We start from the raw sequence: 14,675 nt of genomic DNA, 5'->3' as shown, positions 1-14,675 counted from the left end.
GCGTTCATCGCTCCACCACCCTCCGCATCAGGGCGCTGGCTTCTCGCAGCGTCGCCAGCTCCTCCTCGGTGTAGTCGACCTCGCGGAGCATGTCGGCCAGCAGCACGTCGCGGCGGCGGATGGTCTCGACGACGATCTCGACGCCGGCGGGGGTGATGTCCACCTGCACGCGGCGGCGGTCGTCCTCGTCGGGGGTGCGGGCGACATAGCCCTGCTCCTCCAGGCCGTTCACGATGCTCGTCATCGACGGGGCGGTCACGCGCTCGCGCTCGGCGAGGGTGGAGATCGTGCGCCGACCGTTCATGCGGAGGTCGGCGAGGACGGCGAGCTGAGTGTCGCTCATCATGTCGGCGGCACGGGCGCAGCGGAGCCGGCGGGCGAGCCGGAACGTGGCCATGCGGAGGTCTGTGGCGGTGAGGTGCAGGGAATCATCGGACGCAGACATACTTAGTTAGTCTATCTAATATTTCTGCCCCGAGGGCCGGGGGAGCCGAGGTCAGCGGGCACAATGGAGGGGTGACCCGAACGATCCCTCTCGAAATCGCCGTCCAGGATCCCGCCGGAGTGCGCATCGCCGCCGAGGTCGGCGCCGCTCGCGTCGAGCTCGCCACGGCCCTCGCGCTGGGCGGGCTCACCCCGTCGCCGGCCACCCTGGAGCTCGCGCTCGAAGCCGCGGGGGCGAGCGGCCCCGAGGTGCACGTCCTCATCCGTCCGCGCGCCGGCGGCTTCCACTACAGCGCCGATGAGCTGGCCGTCGCCGAACGCGACGTGCGGCACGCGGTCGCGGCGGGCGCAGCGGGAGTGGTGATCGGCGCGCTCGACGGCGAGGGCCGACTGGATCGCGACGCCATGGCCCGGCTGCGGGATGCGGCCGGGGGAGCTCCGGCGACCCTGCACCGCGCGATCGACGTGACCGCCGACCCGGTGGCGACCCTGCGGGCCGCGAGGGAGCTCGGGCTCCGGCGCGTGCTCACCTCCGGAGGGGCATCCGCCGCGATCGACGGCATCGACACCCTGCGCGCGCTCGTCGCCGCCGCCGAGGGGCAGATCGAGGTGATGGCCGGCAGTGGCGTCGACGTCGCGAGCGCTCCGGTGCTCGCCCGGGCAGGGGTGGACGCCCTCCACTTCTCCGCGAAGCGGGCCGTGACGGAGGACGGCGGCGTGCGCATGGGCTCCGCCTCCGACGGGGTCGGCGGCTACGAGGTGACGGATCGCGACATCGCCTTCGCCATCCGCGACGCCATCCGCGACGCGCTCGCGGAGACGGACCGGTAAGGCAGGATCATGACCGAGACCCGCGAGTACACCGACAGCCACGGCATCGCCATCGTCTACGACGTCCACCCGGCGGAGGGGACGCCCCGCGGCGTCGTCCAGCTCCTGCACGGGGTGGGCGAGCACGCGGGACGGTATCCGGCGCTGATCGCCGCGCTCACCGGAGCCGGGTTCACCGTCTACGCCGACGACCACCGCGGGCACGGGCGCACCGGCATGCGTCAGCACGGCGACCCCGCCCAGCTCGGACGGCTCGGCCCCGGGGGTCTCCGGGCGGCCAAGGACGCGGTCTGGCAGCTGACCGGCATCATCCGCGACGAGAACCCCGACCTCCCGCTCGTGCTCCTCGGACACTCGTGGGGGTCGTTCCTCGCGCAGATGCTGGTGAACGAGCACGCGGAGGCCTTCGATGCGGTCATCCTGTCCGGTTCGGCGCTGCGCACACCCCGCTCCCTGAACCCGGCGCCGCTGAACGCCGCGTGGGCCGCCGACGACGCGACCGGATACGAGTGGCTGAGCCGCGACCCCGCGGTGTGGAAGGCCTTCGAGGAGGATCCGCTCACGACGGGAGTGCCGCTGCTCAAGCTCTTCGGCCTGCTCGACGCGGCGCGGCTGTACGGGCGTCCCGCGAAGCACCTCGCGCGCGACCTCCCGGTGCTCCTCCTCGTCGGCCGTGACGATCCGGTCGGCGGTCCCCGCAGCGTCCACAAGCTCGCCGACGCGTACCGCCGACGCTCCGGGCTCACGGACGTCACGACCCTCGTCTACCCCGACGCGCGGCACGAGATCTTCCAGGAGCTCCAGCAGGACGAGGTGCGCGCCGACGTGCTCGCCTGGCTCGACGCCCACATCCCCGCCCGCTGACCCCCGCCCCGCCCCCTCCAGTTCCGTCCGGGACCACTTTCGACCCTCCGTCCGCCTCGCGGGATCACTTTGGTGCCCGGAACACGTCGCAGAGGCGCGTTTCTGCACTCGCGACGAGTGGGGGCGTCGGCGAGCGTCGACGAGGCGGCGTCCGCGGCGACGTATCGGGATCACTTTCGCGCCTCCAGCCATCCCGCGGGATCACTTTCGGGCCTGGGGCGGGCTGCGGGAGAGCGTTTTCGAACACACGCGGTGAGCGGGTACGCCGGGGGCCGCGCCGCTGATCGGGGCGGCGGTGGTGAGTTCGGAGCGTGCGCATGGCGGAGGGCCGCGCGGTGGCGGATCAGAAACGGGCGGGGGACGGGATGGCGGGTGCGGTTTCGATCCCGCTGGCGGTGTGGGGCGGGCGTGTCCCGGTGGCGGGATCAGAAACGGGCGCGGAGCGCGGTGCCAGGGGCCGGTTTTGATCCCGCGCGCGAGGGGTGGCGGGCTGCGCGCCGGGCGCGGGATCAGGAACGGGCGGGGGAGGGGGCGGGGAGGGGCGGGTTTGATCCCGCACGGGACGGGAGGGACGGACGGGAGGGAGGGGCGGGGCTGAGGGACGGGGCTGAGGGCGGAGGGAGTGTGACGCGGGATGACGCGGGGTGAAGGCGTGTGACGGAGGGAGGCCACGGGCCGTGGGGGCAGCCCTAGATTCGGGGCACATCCGCACGAGCGAGGGGGAGGGCCCGCGGCGATGAGCTTCCTGACCGACTGGCATGAGTGGCACGCGGCGCGCGAGCGCTATGCGGGGTCGGAGTACGGGCCGTCCGCGCTGGAGTCGACGAACTGGCTCATCACCGAACCCGCCGCGGTCGACGGCGTGCCCGGACTCTGGGCCCTCACCGGGGACGGCGGCATCCGCGGCAGCGAACTGGGACCGTCGGGGTCGGTCGTCACCCTCCGCGGCACCCAGACCCTGCGCCTCGGGCGGCGCGAGCTGCGTGTGTTCGACCGCAACGGACTGCTGGCCCTCCGCGTCTGGAACCCCGCTCGTCCGCAGCGGGAGTGGTTCACGGCGATCGACGCCTACGCCCCCGACGAACGATGGCGGATCCCGGCCACGTTCGAGCCCGCGCCAGACGAGCGGATCGTCGTCACGGCGGTCGACGGCGAGGAGCGCGAGACCGCGATCGCCGGACGCCTGCGGTTCGAGCTCGCCGGGGCCCCGCGCGAGCTCACGGTCACCCGCAGCGGGAGCGGAGCGCTGAGTGCGGTCTTCGCCGACGGGACGAACGGGCTGGAGACGTACCGGTTCCGGTTCCTCCCCGTCGACGAGCCCGCCGCCGACGGGTCCGCCGTGATCGACTTCAACCGGGCGTACCTGCCGCCGTGCGCCTTCTCCGACCAGTTCATCTGCCCCCTGCCCACGCCCGGCAACCGCTACTCCACGCCGATCAGGGCCGGGGAACGCGTGGTCGTGCTCGGCGGCTGACCACGGCGGCAGCGTGCGCCTTAAGCTGGATCCGTGCACGGTGAATACAAGGTTCCTGGGGGCAAGCTCGTCGTCGTCGACCTCGAGGTCGAGAACGACCGGATCGCGCGGTTCCGGCTCGCCGGGGACTTCTTCCTCGAACCGGACTCCGCGCTCGACGACATCAACGCCGCCGTCGAGGGCCTCCCCGCCGAGTCCGACGCCACGGCCATCGCCGCGGCCGTCCGCGGTGCCCTCCCCGAGGGGTCGCAGCTGCTCGGCTTCAGCCCCGAGGCCGTGGGCACCGCCGTGCGTCGCGCTCTGGTCACCGCGCCCGGGTGGCGCGACTTCGACTGGGAGATCGTCCACGAGAAGGCGGTCTCGCCGCGCATGAACCTCGCCCTCGACGAGGTGCTCACCTCCCGGGTGGGCGAGGGGCGCCGTCGTCCGACGCTGCGCATCTGGGAATGGGACGAGTCGGCCGTCGTCATCGGGTCGTTCCAGTCGTACCGCAATGAGGTCGACCCCGAGGGCGCTGCGACGCACGGCTTCGACGTCGTCCGCCGCATCTCCGGCGGCGGGGCGATGCTCATGGCCGCGGGGCAGATCATCACCTACTCGCTGTACGTGCCGGCCTCGCTCGTGGCGGGTATGACCTTCGCCGACTCCTACGCGTTCCTCGACGACTGGGTGCTGCAGGCGCTCCGGTCGCTCGGCATCGACGCCGTCTACCAGCCGCTCAACGACATCGCGAGCCCGACCGGCAAGATCGGCGGCGCCGCGCAGAAGCGCCTCGCGAACGGTGGCGTGCTGCACCACGCCACCCTCTCCTACGACATCGACGGCCAGATGATGACCGAGGTGCTGCGCATCGGCCGCGAGAAGCTCAGCGACAAGGGCACGACCTCGGCAGCCAAGCGCGTCGACCCGCTGCGCAGCCAGACCGGACTGGAGCGCGCCGAGATCATCGAGCGCTTCAAGGACACGTTCCGCTCGCTCACCTCCGCCGAGGACGGCGGCATCACGCCGGACGAGTACGCCGATGCCCAGGCGCTGGTGGAGTCGAAGTTCTCGACCGACGCGTGGCTGCACCGGGTTCCGTGAGCCCTTCGACAGGCTCAGGCCCTTCGGCAGGCTCAGGGACCCAGGGCCCTTCGACGGGCTCAGGGACCCAGGGCGGTGGCTCAGGGACGCAGGTTCCGGGGCGGGTGTCGGTGATCGAGGGGGACAACCTCGCGGTCGCGGCGACCCTGCCGTCCGCATCCTTCACGCTCGTCTACCTCGACCCGCCGTTCAACACCGGGCGGGTGCGGGAGCGGCAGGTGGTCACCGCCCGCCGCACGTTCACAACTCCGGAGGAATCGGCTGATCCGGACGGGAGCAGCCCCCAATCGGCCGACACCGCATCGGATCTCCTGGGTTCTGAACGTGCGCCCGGCGAGCCCGAGGTGCGGCACGGCTTCCACGGGCACCGGTACGAGCGGGTGCGGGGCATGCTGCGCGCGTACGATGACAGCTTCGACGACTACGGCGCCTTCCTCATGCCGCGGCTGGAGGAGGCCTGGCGCCTGCTCGCCGACGACGGCACCCTGTACCTGCACCTGGACTACCGCGAGGCGCACTACGCGAAGGTCATGCTCGACGCGGTGTTCGGCCGGGACTGCTTCCTCAACGAGCTCATCTGGGCGTACGACTACGGCGCGAAGTCCCGGCGGCGGTGGCCCACCAAGCACGACACGATCCTGGTGTACGTGAAGAACCCGCGGACGTACGTGTTCAACTCCGACGACGTCGACCGGGAGCCGTACATGGCGCCGGGACTGGTGACCGCGGAGAAGGCCGCGCGCGGCAAGCTGCCGACGGACGTGTGGTGGCACACGATCGTCCCCACCACCGGGCGGGAGAAGACCGGGTATCCGACGCAGAAGCCGGAGGGCGTCCTGCGGCGCATCGTGACCGCGTCGAGCCGGCCGGGTGACCGGGTGCTCGACCTCTTCGCGGGCAGCGGCACGACCGGAGCCGTGGCCTCCGCACTCGGTCGGGAGGCCGTGCTCGTGGACGACAACCCGGAGGCGGTGCGGGTCATGGCTGAGCGCATCCCACACGCGGAGGTCCGCCGGGCCTGAGCGGGCCTGGTCGGCAGCAGGCGTCAGAGCCCGATCGAGACCTTCCGCAGGGTCTCACTCGCCGTCCAGACCGTCCGCATGCCGGTGGTGAGCCGCATCACGGACCCGGGGCCGAGCTCCACCGGAGGGAGCGCGGGCGCGGTGAACGTCACGGTCGCGCGGCCGGAGAGCACGACGAACACCTCGTCCTCCTCGACGTCCACCGCCGTGCCCGGCGTCATCTCCCAGACGCCGATCTCGATCCCTCCTGCGTCGTCGAGCACGGAGTACGCGGTGGTCGGCGCGCCGTCGCGGACGTCTTCGGCGGGCAGGGAGGCGTGCGTCAGCGCGAGGCGTCCGGCGTCGACGGCGGCCCCCGGGGCGAGGCCAGTCACGAGTCGAAGCCCATGCCGAGAGCGTCGAGCGTCTTCAGGAACAGGTTCCGGCGCCCCTCGTTGTGATCCGCCCTGTCCATCGCGGCACGGACGAGGTTGATGCCGACGGACGCGGCGGGCTCCGGCGGGAACGGGATCGGCTTCTCGCGCACCATCCGGAGCTGCGTGCGCTCGGTCTCCTCGCCGGCGAGCTTGTCGAGCATCACGTCCGCAGCGAACCGGGCGGCGCCGACCCCGAGGCCGGTGAAACCCGTGGCGTAGGCGACCCGGCCGCCGCGGGCGGTGCCGAAGAACGCGCAGAACCGGCTCGACGAGTCGATCGCTCCGGCCCAGCGGTGCGTGAAGCGGAGGCCGGCGAGTTGCGGGAACGTGGTGAAGAAGTGCGAGGCCAGGCGCCGGTGGCTCTCCATCCGATCCTCGTAGGCGGGGCGCACCTTGCCGCCGAAGTGGTAGACCGCGTCGTAGCCGCCGAACAGGATCCGGTCGTCGGCCGTGAGGCGGTAGTAGTGGAACTGGTTGGCGCTGTCGGCGAGCCCCTGGCGGTTCCGCCAGCCGATGGACGCGAGCTGCTCGGCCGACAGCGGCTCCGTCATCAGCACGTAGTCGTACACGGGAACCGTCATGAGGCGGTTGCGCTTCAGGAGCGAGGGGAACACGTTCGTCGCGAGCGCCACCGTGTCGGCGGTCACCCGGCCGTGCTCCGTGACGAGGGTCACCGGACCGGAGTCCGCGCCCTCGATCCGCCGGACGAGGCTGTGCTCGTGGATCTCCACGCCGAGGTCGGCGGCCACCCGCGCGAGCTCCAGCCCCAGCTTCGCCGGGTGTACGAGAGCGCAGCCGTCCCGGTCCCACGCGCCGGCGAGGAACGTGGGCGAGTGCACCTCCGCCTGCACCGCCTCCCGGTCGAGGAAGCCCTCCTCCTCGCGCAGCCACTCGACCTGATGCGGCTCGACGGCCACCGCGAGCTGGCCCGTCCGCTCGAACTCAGCATCCATGTCGTACCGCCGCACGGTCTCGGCGATGCCGTCGAGGTTCTCGTGGCCCAGCTCCTCCAGGCGGTCGATCTCCTCGGGCCAGCGGTTCACGCCGTTCTCATGGCCGTGCGTGAGGCTGGACTCGCAGAAGCCGCCGTTGCGCCCGGACGCCGCCCAGGCCACGCGGGACGCCTCGAGGAGGACCACCCTCCGCTCCGGATCCCGCTCCTTCGCGCGCACGGCTGTCCAGAGTCCGGTGTAGCCGCCGCCGACGACCACGAGGTCCGTGTGCACGGTGCCGCGGAGCGGCGGGTGCGCGGGGCGCTCGACGTCGTCGAGCCAGAAGACCGACAGGGCCGTGTCGCGCAGGGCGTCGTCGATGACGGACTGCGGAGGACGCCGGCGTTCGAAGACCGTGGTGCCCATGTTCACTCCGATGCGAGGGGAGCGCGTCAGCGCGTTCCCCAGTTGTAGAGGTCTTTGTAGAGGCCGGCGTAGAGCAGGCTCTCCGTCTGGATGATGCCGGGGATGGTACGGATGCGGGTGGCGATGAGGTCGAGCAGGTGGTCGTCGTCCTCGCACACCGCCTCGACGAGGATGTCGAACGTCCCGAGAGTGACCACGACGTACGCGAGCTCCGGGATCGCCGTGAGCTCCTCCGCGATCGCGCGGGGGTCGCCGGACACCCGGATCCCGATCATCGACATGCGGTGGAAGCCGAGCTGCAGCGGGTCGGTCACGGCGACGATCTGGATCAGGCCCGATTCGGTCAGCCGCTGCACCCGCTGGCGGGCCGCGGCCTCGCTGAGCCCCACCTCCCGGGCGATCTCCGCATAGGGACGCCGACCGTCCTCCTGCAGCAGCTCGACGATGCGCTTCGAGATGTCGTCGAGGGCGGGGGGAGGCGTCTTCGGACTCATGTACCGATCGTGACACTCGGATGGGGGCTGCGCAACCGAATCCGTCGATCTGTGGACGAAAAGCTACAGATTCCGCGTTCTGATGGCTACCATGGCGCTATGTCCTCACCGTCGACGATGACCGTGCCCCTGCAGAACTTCATCGGCGGTCGCGCTGTCACCGCAGCGGGGAGCGGGCGCCTGCCGCTCATCGATCCGGTGACGGAGGAAGCCTACGGCGAGATCCCGATCTCCGACCGCACCGACGTGGATGCCGCGTATGCCGCGGCCGCGGCGGCGTTCCCGATCTGGCGGGACACCCCGCCGTCTGCGCGCCAGCTCGCGCTGTTCCGCATCGCCGAGGAGATGGCCGCGCGGGCCGAGGAGTTCGCCGACCTCGAATCGAAGGACACCGGCAAGCCGCGGGCGACGCTCGTCGCCGACGAGATCCTGCAGTCCGCGGACCAGCTGCGGTTCTTCGCCGGCGCCGCGCGGAGCCTCGAGGGTCGAGCCGCCGCGGAGTACCTCCCCGGGCACACCTCCTTCGTGCGCCGGGAGCCGATCGGCGTGATCGGGCAGGTGACGCCGTGGAACTACCCCCTGAACATGGCGGTGTGGAAGATCGCTCCCGCGCTCGCCGCCGGGAACACGGTCGTGCTGAAGCCGGCGGAGTCCACGCCGCTCACCACCCTGCTGCTCGCGGAGATCGTCGCGCGCCACACCCCCGCCGGCACCCTCAACATCGTGCTCGGCGACCGTGAGACCGGAGCGGCCCTCGTCGAGCATCCGACGCCGCAGATGGTGGCCATCACCGGCTCGGTGCGCGCGGGCATGGCCGTGGCCCGCTCGGCGGCCGACGACGTCAAACGCGTGCACCTGGAGCTCGGCGGCAAGGCGCCCGCGATCGTCTTCCCCGACGCGTCGATCGAGAAGGCGGTCGAGGGCATCGTCACGGGGGCCTTCTTCAACGCGGGGCAGGACTGCACCGCGGCGACCCGGGTGCTCGTGCACGCGTCGGTGCACGACGAGCTCGTCGCGGCACTGGTGGAGCGGACCCGCACGCACGCGCGGACCGGGGCGCCGGACGAAGAGGGCGTGCTGTACGGACCGCTGAGCAGCGCGGCCCAGCTCGCGCAGGTGCAGGGCTTCGTCGACCGGCTTCCCGGGCATGCGACGGTTGCGACCGGCGGGGCGCGGCAGGGTGACCGGGGCTACTTCTGGGAGGCGACCGTCGTGACCGGCGTGCAGCAGGACGACGAGGTCGTGCAGGGGGAGATCTTCGGTCCCGTGCTCACCGTCCAGCCCTTCGACACCGAGGAGGAGGCGCTCGCGATGGCGAACGACGTGCCGTACGCGCTCGCCGCGTCGGTGTGGACCCACGATCATGCCCGCGCCATGCGCTTCTCCCGGGATCTCGACTTCGGGTGCGTCTGGATCAACACCCACATCCCGTTCGTGTCGGACATGCCGCACGGCGGTTTCAAGCACTCCGGATACGGGAAGGACCTGTCGCAGTACGGCTTCGACGACTACACCCGCATCAAGCACGTGATGAGCGCGCTCGACTGACGGCGGGACCGCTTCAGCGCGGGGCGAGGTGCTTGACGCGGCGGTGCTCGCGGAGCGTGAACTGCGGGCGCTGATCGATCTTCGTGGCCCCGTCGAGCTCCCACCCGTGCCGGGCGTAGAAGCCGTCGGCCCGGTCGTTGCCGTCGAGCACCCAGAGGTAGGCGCGGGTGTGGCCGGCGTCGATCATGCGCTGCTCGGCGGCGTCGAGGAGGGCATGCCCTGCCCCCGTCGACCACGCGGTGGGATCGGCGTAGATGCCGTACAGCTCCGCATCGTCCAGGCCGTCGGGGTCGCGGCCGGAGCCGAACGACGCCCAGCCGACGACCGTGCCGTCGCGCTCGGCCACCAGGGTCCCGAGGCTCGTGGGGAGGGGATCGGCGAAGATGCGGCGCCACCCGTCGGCGCGCTCCGAGACGGACAACCCGTCCAGCACCTCCTGGTCGATGAGGCCCTCGTAGGCCGCCTGCCACGAGCGCACATGCACTCCGGCCACGGCCTCGGCATCGTCGGCGATGGCGTCTCGGATCACCAGGGGCGTCATCCCTCCACCCTATGCGCGCCCGCCGACGTCCTTCCGTCCCCTCCCGGTACTCGGTGACCCGGTGCTGGCGACCCGGCCGGAGAAGACGGGTCGACGGGTGCGACGCGATGTGGCAGGCTGGCGGGCACCGACTCCGCACGAGAATCGACCCCCCAGAGGTTCCGCCGCATGTCACGACCCCTCGCAGGGCCGCAGACCCTGCTCCGTACACTCAACGGCCGCGCGATCCTCGAGCGCCTCGCCCGGAGCGGACCGCAGACCCGGGCCGAGCTCATGGCGGCGACCGGCCTCTCCCGCACGGCCGTGACCCAGGTGCTGCGGATGCTCGACGCGGCAGGAGCCGTCACCGCGGCCGGGGTGGACCGCGACACCCGCGGGCCGGCGGCCGGCCGTGTCGCGCTGCACCCGGCCCTCGGCTTCGCGGCCGCCGTGCACGTGGACCATCACGCCGCCCATGTCGTCCTCGTCGACGCGACCGGCACCGTCAGAGCCGAGCGGCACGGCGCCTTCCCCACGGGCGAAGACCGGGTCGCGCACATCGCCGCGCTCGTCACGGCCTGCCGCCGATCCGTGAAGGGCGCGCTCCACCTCGCCGTCTTCGGAGTGCCCGGCATCGTGGCTGCCGACGGCGCGATCCGCGACGACCAGGGGCCGGACGGCGGCGCCTTCCGCGCGGCTCTCGCGGCCGCCCTCGACTGCCCGGTCCGCGTCGAGAACGACGTCAACCTCGCCGCGCTCGCCGAGTCGACCAGCGGCGTCGGCATCGACCTCTCGAGCTTCGCGCTCCTGCTGCTCGACGACGACCTCGGGGCCGGGATCGTGATCGACGGGACGCTGCATCGCGGGTTCTCCGGAGTGGCGGGCGAGGTGATGTACCTCCCGCAGACGCCGGTGCCCATCGGCGCCCCCGTCGCGGGGGCCACGGTGGTGCGCGACCTCGCCCTCGGCCTGGGGCTGGATGTCGACGCGCCGTTCCTCGCCCACCTGGAGGCGGCACAGCGCGGCGACGAGGCGGCGCAGGCGCTCGTCGCCGAGATCGGACGCCGGCTCTTCCTCGCGGCGGGCAGCGTCGCCCTCGTGCTCGATCCCGAGGCCTTCATCCTCGGCGGGGAGGCGGTACACCCGGCGCTCCTGGACGCGATCGAGCGCGTCGCGGACGAGTTCTCCGCGCAGCTGCCGCTCCGCTTCCTCGCCTCGGCGTTCGGGCCGGAGGCGCCGCTCGTCGGAGCCGTGGGCGAGGCGGCCTCCGCGCTCCGTGCCGACGTCTTCACCCGGATCCTCACCCCCTCCCGCGCAGCCGCCGCCGGCCGCTGACCGCCCGCCCGACAGGACACGCCATGACCGCCTCCTCCGCCCTCGCCGACCGACTCGGACTGCCGTCCGGAGCCAGGGCGGTCATCCTCAACGCCGACGACTTCGGGATGTGCCATGCCGCGAACGCCGCGATCTCCGGACTCCTCGTGCGCGGCCGGATCGACTCGGCGACGGTGATGGTGCCCTGCGCGTGGTCCCCGGAAGCGCTCGCCTTCGCCGCTGCCCACCCGGACCTCGACGTGGGCGTGCACCTCGTGCTCACGAGCGAGTGGCGCCGGTACCGATGGCGTCCGCTCACCGGGGCCTCGACCCTGGTCGACGCCGACGGCTACTTCCCCGCCGACGTCGCGACGGTGGAGCAGCACGCCTCCGAAGCGGACGTCGCGGCCGAGATCGCCGCCCAGCTGCAGACCGCGCTCGATGCCGGCGTCGACGTGACCCACCTCGACAACCACATGGGATCCGTCTACGGGCTGCTGACCGGCCGCGACTTCCTGCGCGCCGTCTTCGAGCTCGCCGCCCGGCATGGCCTCCCCTTCCGCCTGCCCCGCGAGATGGAGGGAGCGGACGCCGATCCGATGCTGCAGGCGAAGCTCACCGAGGCCGCGGCAGTGGCCGATGCGTTCGGCGTCGAGATCGTCGACCGGCTGTGGACGCACCCGTTCGAGCTGCGCGGCGAGGGCACCGCCGACGAGGAGTCGTACGAGCAGGTCCGGGACGGCTTCCTCGCGGTGCTGCGCGCCGTCCCGCCCGGGGTCACCGAGATCTACCTGCATCCGATGGCCGACGGCGAGGAGCTGCGCGCCGCGGTGGACTTCGCGGCGGCCAAGCGCGGCTACGAGCTGCGGCTGCTCGACGACCCTCTCGTGCAGCAGACCATCGCCGAGGAGGGCCTGGTCCGCGTCGGCTGGCGCGCGCTGCGGGACCTGCAGCGGGGAGACGCCCGATGACGACGCTCGGCGAACGGCTGCGCGACCGCCGTCTCGACGCCGCTCCCACCCGCTCCCAGACCATCGCCTTCGGGGCCTCGGGGTTCCCGACGCAGCTGATGACGCAGACGTTCTCGGCGTTCGTCGTGTACTTCTACGTCTCGCACCTCGCCGTCCCCGCGGGGTGGGTGGCGGCGGCGATGATCGCGCACGGCATCCTCAACGCGGCGCTCAACCCGGTCGTCGGGGCGCTCTCCGACCGGATCCGCACGCCGTGGGGCCGCCGCATCCCGTGGATCGGGCTCGGCATCGTGCCGCTCGTCGTGGCCTTCGCCCTCGTCTGGATGCCGCCCGCGCTCCCGGCGGCCGGGCTGATCGTGTGGTTCCTCGTGGTCGTCGCGGTCTACGACATCGCCTTCGTCGTGGTGGTGCTGAACATCTCCGCTCTGTTCCCGGAGATCTTCCGCACCACGGAGGAGCGCGCCCGCGGGAACGTGCCGCGGCAGATCTTCGCGATCCTCGGCATGGTGCTCGGCACGGCCGGAGCCCCCGCGCTCTATGACGCAATCGGCTGGCCGGGGATGGCGCTCGTGCTGTCCGGTGTCTGTCTCGTGCTGCTCGCCTGGTCGTTCCTCGGCGGGATGATCGAGCGCCGGGTGCCGGAGGCCGCCTCCGAGGCGATGCGCTGGCGGGATCAGCTCGTCTACACGTTCCGTAACCGCGCCTTCGTGCCGTACGTGCTGGGCTCGCTCTGCGTGCAGACCTCGATCGCCGTGATCCTCGCCGCCGTCCCCTTCTACGTCCGCTACTCGCTGGGGGTGGCCGAGGGCGAGGGGAGCCTCCTGCTCGGCGCCATCTTCCTCACGGCGATCCCGTCGATCGTGCTGTGGAGCGCGGTGGTCCGGCGCACCTCCCCGCGCACGGCCCTGCTCTGGAGCGTCGGGGTGTTCGGGGTCGCGGTGCTCGGGTACCTCATCCCGACGTCCGTGGGAGCGGCGGCTCTCGTCGGGATCGCGGTCGGGGTCGGCGTCGGCGGGCTGCTGCAGCTCCTCGAGGTCGTGCTCGCCCAGATCATCGACGACGACGCGCATCGCACGGGCCACCGCCGCGAGGGCGCCTACTTCGGTGTGAACGGCTTCGTCGTCCGCGGCTCCGTGGTCCTCCAGGCGATCGTCGCCGCGGCCGTGCTGACCGCGACCGGCTTCGACGCCGAGCTCGGCGACGCGCAGCCGGAGGCCGTCGACGGCGGCATCCGGCTCATGCTGGCGGTCATCCCGCTGGCGTTCACCGCCGTCGGATGGCTGTGCTTCTGGCTCTACCCGCTCCGCACCCGCGACGTGTGAGGTCAGCCGGCGGCGCGGCGGGCCTCCCAGCCCGTGCGCACCATCTCGTCGACCGTGTAGCGCATGGTCCAGTCGAGGTCGCGGGCCGCGAGCTCGCCGGTCGCCACGATCCGATCCGGGTCGCCGGGGCGGCGAGGGCCGATCTCCGGGGTGAAGTCGATGCCGGTGACGCGGGCGACCGCATCCATGATCTGCTTCACGCTGAGGCCATCGCCGGAGCCGAGGTTGTACGCGGGCTCGATCGGAGCACCCGAGGCCAGGCGCTGCGCCGCGGCGACGTGGGCGGCGGCGATGTCACCCACGTGCACGTAGTCGCGGACGTTCGTGCCGTCAGGGGTGTCGTAGTCGTCGCCGAAGATCTTGGGAGTGCGGCCCTCGATCAGCGCCTCGAAGACGATGGGGAAGAGGTTGTGGGGGCTGACGTCGTAGACCGTCGGGTCGGCCGAGCCCACGACGTTGAAGTACCGCAGCGAGGTGTGGCGCAGCGGGCGGTCGGAGTCGGCGGTGGCGATCGCCTGATCGCGGAGCAGCCATTCTCCGATGAGCTTCGACTCGCCGTAGGGGCTCGCGGGCCGCTTGGCGGTGTCCTCGACGACGAGGGAGACGTCCGGGGTGCCGAACACGGCCGCCGAAGAAGAGAAGACGATGTTCGCGACACCCGCCGCCGCCATCGCCTCGAGGATGATCCGCGTCCCCTCCACGTTCTGGGCATAGGTGTGCAGCGGGCGCTGGACCGAGACTCCGGCGTACTTGTAGCCCGCGACGTGGATCACGCCCTCCGCCTCGTGGGTGCGCAGCGTCTCCTCGACGAGGGCGCGGTCGAGGATGCTGCCCCGCACGAAGGGCACGCCCTCCGGTACGAACGAGGCCACGCCGCTGGACAGGTCGTCCAGCACGACGGGGGAGAGGCCGGCCTCCGCGAGGGCGCGGACGACGTGGGCACCGATGTAGCCGGCGCCGCCGGTGACGATCCAGGACATGCGTTCCTCTCCTGCCGCGGCGGTGGCGGCTCGA

15 protein-coding genes are annotated in these 14,675 nt (G+C 72.1%); 9 read left to right on the top strand and 6 right to left on the bottom strand.

Translation table 11 applies throughout. The features are described from left to right. Window positions 1-4 precede the first annotated feature (4 nt). Window positions 5-445 (bottom strand): MarR family winged helix-turn-helix transcriptional regulator, encoded by a 441-nt coding sequence (locus C6C15_RS14860; protein ID WP_060922637.1) that lies wholly within the window; start codon window positions 443-445, stop codon window positions 5-7. Between the two features lie 71 nt (window positions 446-516). Here C6C15_RS14860 and C6C15_RS14855 point away from each other — a divergent pair, with 71 nt between their 5' ends. The 5 genes from C6C15_RS14855 (at window position 517) to C6C15_RS14835 (ending at window position 5,718) form a co-directional block, all read left to right on the top strand. After that, on the top strand, window positions 517-1,275 hold the full coding sequence (locus C6C15_RS14855; protein ID WP_105950482.1) for a copper homeostasis protein CutC: 759 nt from the start codon (window positions 517-519) through the stop codon (window positions 1,273-1,275). A 9-nt stretch (window positions 1,276-1,284) separates the two neighbouring features. Next, entirely contained in the window at window positions 1,285-2,139 is an 855-nt protein-coding gene (locus C6C15_RS14850; protein WP_105950481.1) for an alpha/beta fold hydrolase, read from the top strand. Window positions 2,140-2,875: 736 nt separating this feature from the next. Further along, on the top strand, window positions 2,876-3,613 hold the full coding sequence (locus tag C6C15_RS14845) for a DUF1684 domain-containing protein (protein ID WP_105950480.1): 738 nt from the start codon (window positions 2,876-2,878) through the stop codon (window positions 3,611-3,613). 33 nt (window positions 3,614-3,646) lie between these two features. Further along, window positions 3,647-4,696 carry a lipoate--protein ligase family protein gene (locus C6C15_RS14840; RefSeq protein ID WP_060922641.1) on the top strand — a complete coding sequence of 350 codons (1,050 nt, stop codon included), beginning with the start codon at window positions 3,647-3,649 and terminating at the stop codon, window positions 4,694-4,696. A 104-nt stretch (window positions 4,697-4,800) separates the two neighbouring features. Beyond that, a complete protein-coding gene (locus C6C15_RS14835) occupies window positions 4,801-5,718 on the top strand; it encodes a DNA-methyltransferase (protein WP_083370929.1) in 918 nt (305 codons plus the stop codon). 23 nt (window positions 5,719-5,741) lie between these two features. On the opposite strand, the gene C6C15_RS14830 is transcribed toward C6C15_RS14835, so the two are convergent. From C6C15_RS14830 to C6C15_RS14820, 3 genes are read right to left on the bottom strand one after another with little or no spacing between them, the layout of a single operon-like run. After that, the gene (locus tag C6C15_RS14830; protein ID WP_060923656.1) at window positions 5,742-6,092 is read right to left on the bottom strand and encodes a cupin domain-containing protein; all 351 of its coding nucleotides are present in this window, start codon (window positions 6,090-6,092) and stop codon (window positions 5,742-5,744) included. Further along, entirely contained in the window at window positions 6,089-7,492 is a 1,404-nt protein-coding gene (locus C6C15_RS14825) for an NAD(P)/FAD-dependent oxidoreductase (RefSeq protein WP_083370928.1), read from the bottom strand. Before C6C15_RS14825 ends, C6C15_RS14830 begins: the two co-directional genes overlap by 4 nt. A gap of 26 nt (window positions 7,493-7,518) precedes the next feature. Beyond that, window positions 7,519-7,986 carry an Lrp/AsnC family transcriptional regulator gene (locus C6C15_RS14820; RefSeq protein WP_025105441.1) on the bottom strand — a complete coding sequence of 156 codons (468 nt, stop codon included), beginning with the start codon at window positions 7,984-7,986 and terminating at the stop codon, window positions 7,519-7,521. 99 nt (window positions 7,987-8,085) lie between these two features. Here C6C15_RS14820 and C6C15_RS14815 point away from each other — a divergent pair, with 99 nt between their 5' ends. Beyond that, window positions 8,086-9,534, top strand: a complete 1,449-nt coding sequence (locus tag C6C15_RS14815; protein ID WP_060923584.1) for a gamma-aminobutyraldehyde dehydrogenase — start codon at window positions 8,086-8,088, stop codon at window positions 9,532-9,534. Window positions 9,535-9,547: 13 nt separating this feature from the next. On the opposite strand, the gene C6C15_RS14810 is transcribed toward C6C15_RS14815, so the two are convergent. Further along, on the bottom strand, window positions 9,548-10,075 hold the full coding sequence (locus tag C6C15_RS14810; RefSeq protein ID WP_060923583.1) for a GNAT family N-acetyltransferase: 528 nt from the start codon (window positions 10,073-10,075) through the stop codon (window positions 9,548-9,550). 168 nt (window positions 10,076-10,243) lie between these two features. Between C6C15_RS14810 and C6C15_RS14805 the strand changes: the two genes are divergently transcribed. The 3 genes from C6C15_RS14805 to C6C15_RS14795 are packed head-to-tail and all read left to right on the top strand — an operon-like array spanning window position 10,244 to window position 13,661. Continuing rightward, window positions 10,244-11,389, top strand: a complete 1,146-nt coding sequence (locus tag C6C15_RS14805; protein ID WP_083370927.1) for an ROK family protein — start codon at window positions 10,244-10,246, stop codon at window positions 11,387-11,389. A gap of 23 nt (window positions 11,390-11,412) precedes the next feature. Beyond that, window positions 11,413-12,339, top strand: coding sequence for a polysaccharide deacetylase family protein (locus C6C15_RS14800; RefSeq protein ID WP_060923380.1), 927 nt, complete (start codon window positions 11,413-11,415; stop codon window positions 12,337-12,339). Continuing rightward, window positions 12,336-13,661 carry an MFS transporter gene (locus C6C15_RS14795; protein WP_105950478.1) on the top strand — a complete coding sequence of 442 codons (1,326 nt, stop codon included), beginning with the start codon at window positions 12,336-12,338 and terminating at the stop codon, window positions 13,659-13,661. The genes C6C15_RS14800 and C6C15_RS14795 overlap by 4 nt, the downstream gene beginning before the upstream one ends. Before the next feature lie 2 nt (window positions 13,662-13,663). Here C6C15_RS14795 and galE read toward each other — a convergent pair whose 3' ends face one another. Then, window positions 13,664-14,641, bottom strand: a complete 978-nt coding sequence (gene galE, locus C6C15_RS14790; RefSeq protein ID WP_060923382.1) for a UDP-glucose 4-epimerase GalE — start codon at window positions 14,639-14,641, stop codon at window positions 13,664-13,666. Window positions 14,642-14,675 lie beyond the last annotated feature (34 nt).

Source organism: Microbacterium sp. str. 'China' (assembly GCF_002993305.1).
Lineage (GTDB): Bacteria > Actinomycetota > Actinomycetes > Actinomycetales > Microbacteriaceae > Microbacterium > Microbacterium paraoxydans.
Note: the sequence above shows the minus strand (reverse complement) of the source record. Positions and strands in the feature narration are given on the sequence as shown.

Excerpts from the sequence above, each read along its gene's own strand:
- C6C15_RS14860 (WP_060922637.1), bottom strand. The coding sequence starts at position 445 with ATGTCTGCGTCCGATGATTCCCTGCACCTCACCGCCACAGACCTCCGC.
- C6C15_RS14850 (WP_105950481.1), top strand. The coding sequence starts at position 1,285 with ATGACCGAGACCCGCGAGTACACCGACAGCCACGGCATCGCCATCGTC.
- C6C15_RS14845 (WP_105950480.1), top strand. The coding sequence starts at position 2,876 with ATGAGCTTCCTGACCGACTGGCATGAGTGGCACGCGGCGCGCGAGCGC.
- C6C15_RS14825 (WP_083370928.1), bottom strand. The coding sequence starts at position 7,492 with ATGGGCACCACGGTCTTCGAACGCCGGCGTCCTCCGCAGTCCGTCATC.
- C6C15_RS14820 (WP_025105441.1), bottom strand. The coding sequence starts at position 7,986 with ATGAGTCCGAAGACGCCTCCCCCCGCCCTCGACGACATCTCGAAGCGC.
- C6C15_RS14815 (WP_060923584.1), top strand. The coding sequence starts at position 8,086 with ATGTCCTCACCGTCGACGATGACCGTGCCCCTGCAGAACTTCATCGGC.
- C6C15_RS14810 (WP_060923583.1), bottom strand. The coding sequence starts at position 10,075 with ATGACGCCCCTGGTGATCCGAGACGCCATCGCCGACGATGCCGAGGCC.
- C6C15_RS14805 (WP_083370927.1), top strand. The coding sequence starts at position 10,244 with ATGTCACGACCCCTCGCAGGGCCGCAGACCCTGCTCCGTACACTCAAC.
- C6C15_RS14800 (WP_060923380.1), top strand. The coding sequence starts at position 11,413 with ATGACCGCCTCCTCCGCCCTCGCCGACCGACTCGGACTGCCGTCCGGA.
- C6C15_RS14795 (WP_105950478.1), top strand. The coding sequence starts at position 12,336 with ATGACGACGCTCGGCGAACGGCTGCGCGACCGCCGTCTCGACGCCGCT.
- galE (WP_060923382.1), bottom strand. The coding sequence starts at position 14,641 with ATGTCCTGGATCGTCACCGGCGGCGCCGGCTACATCGGTGCCCACGTC.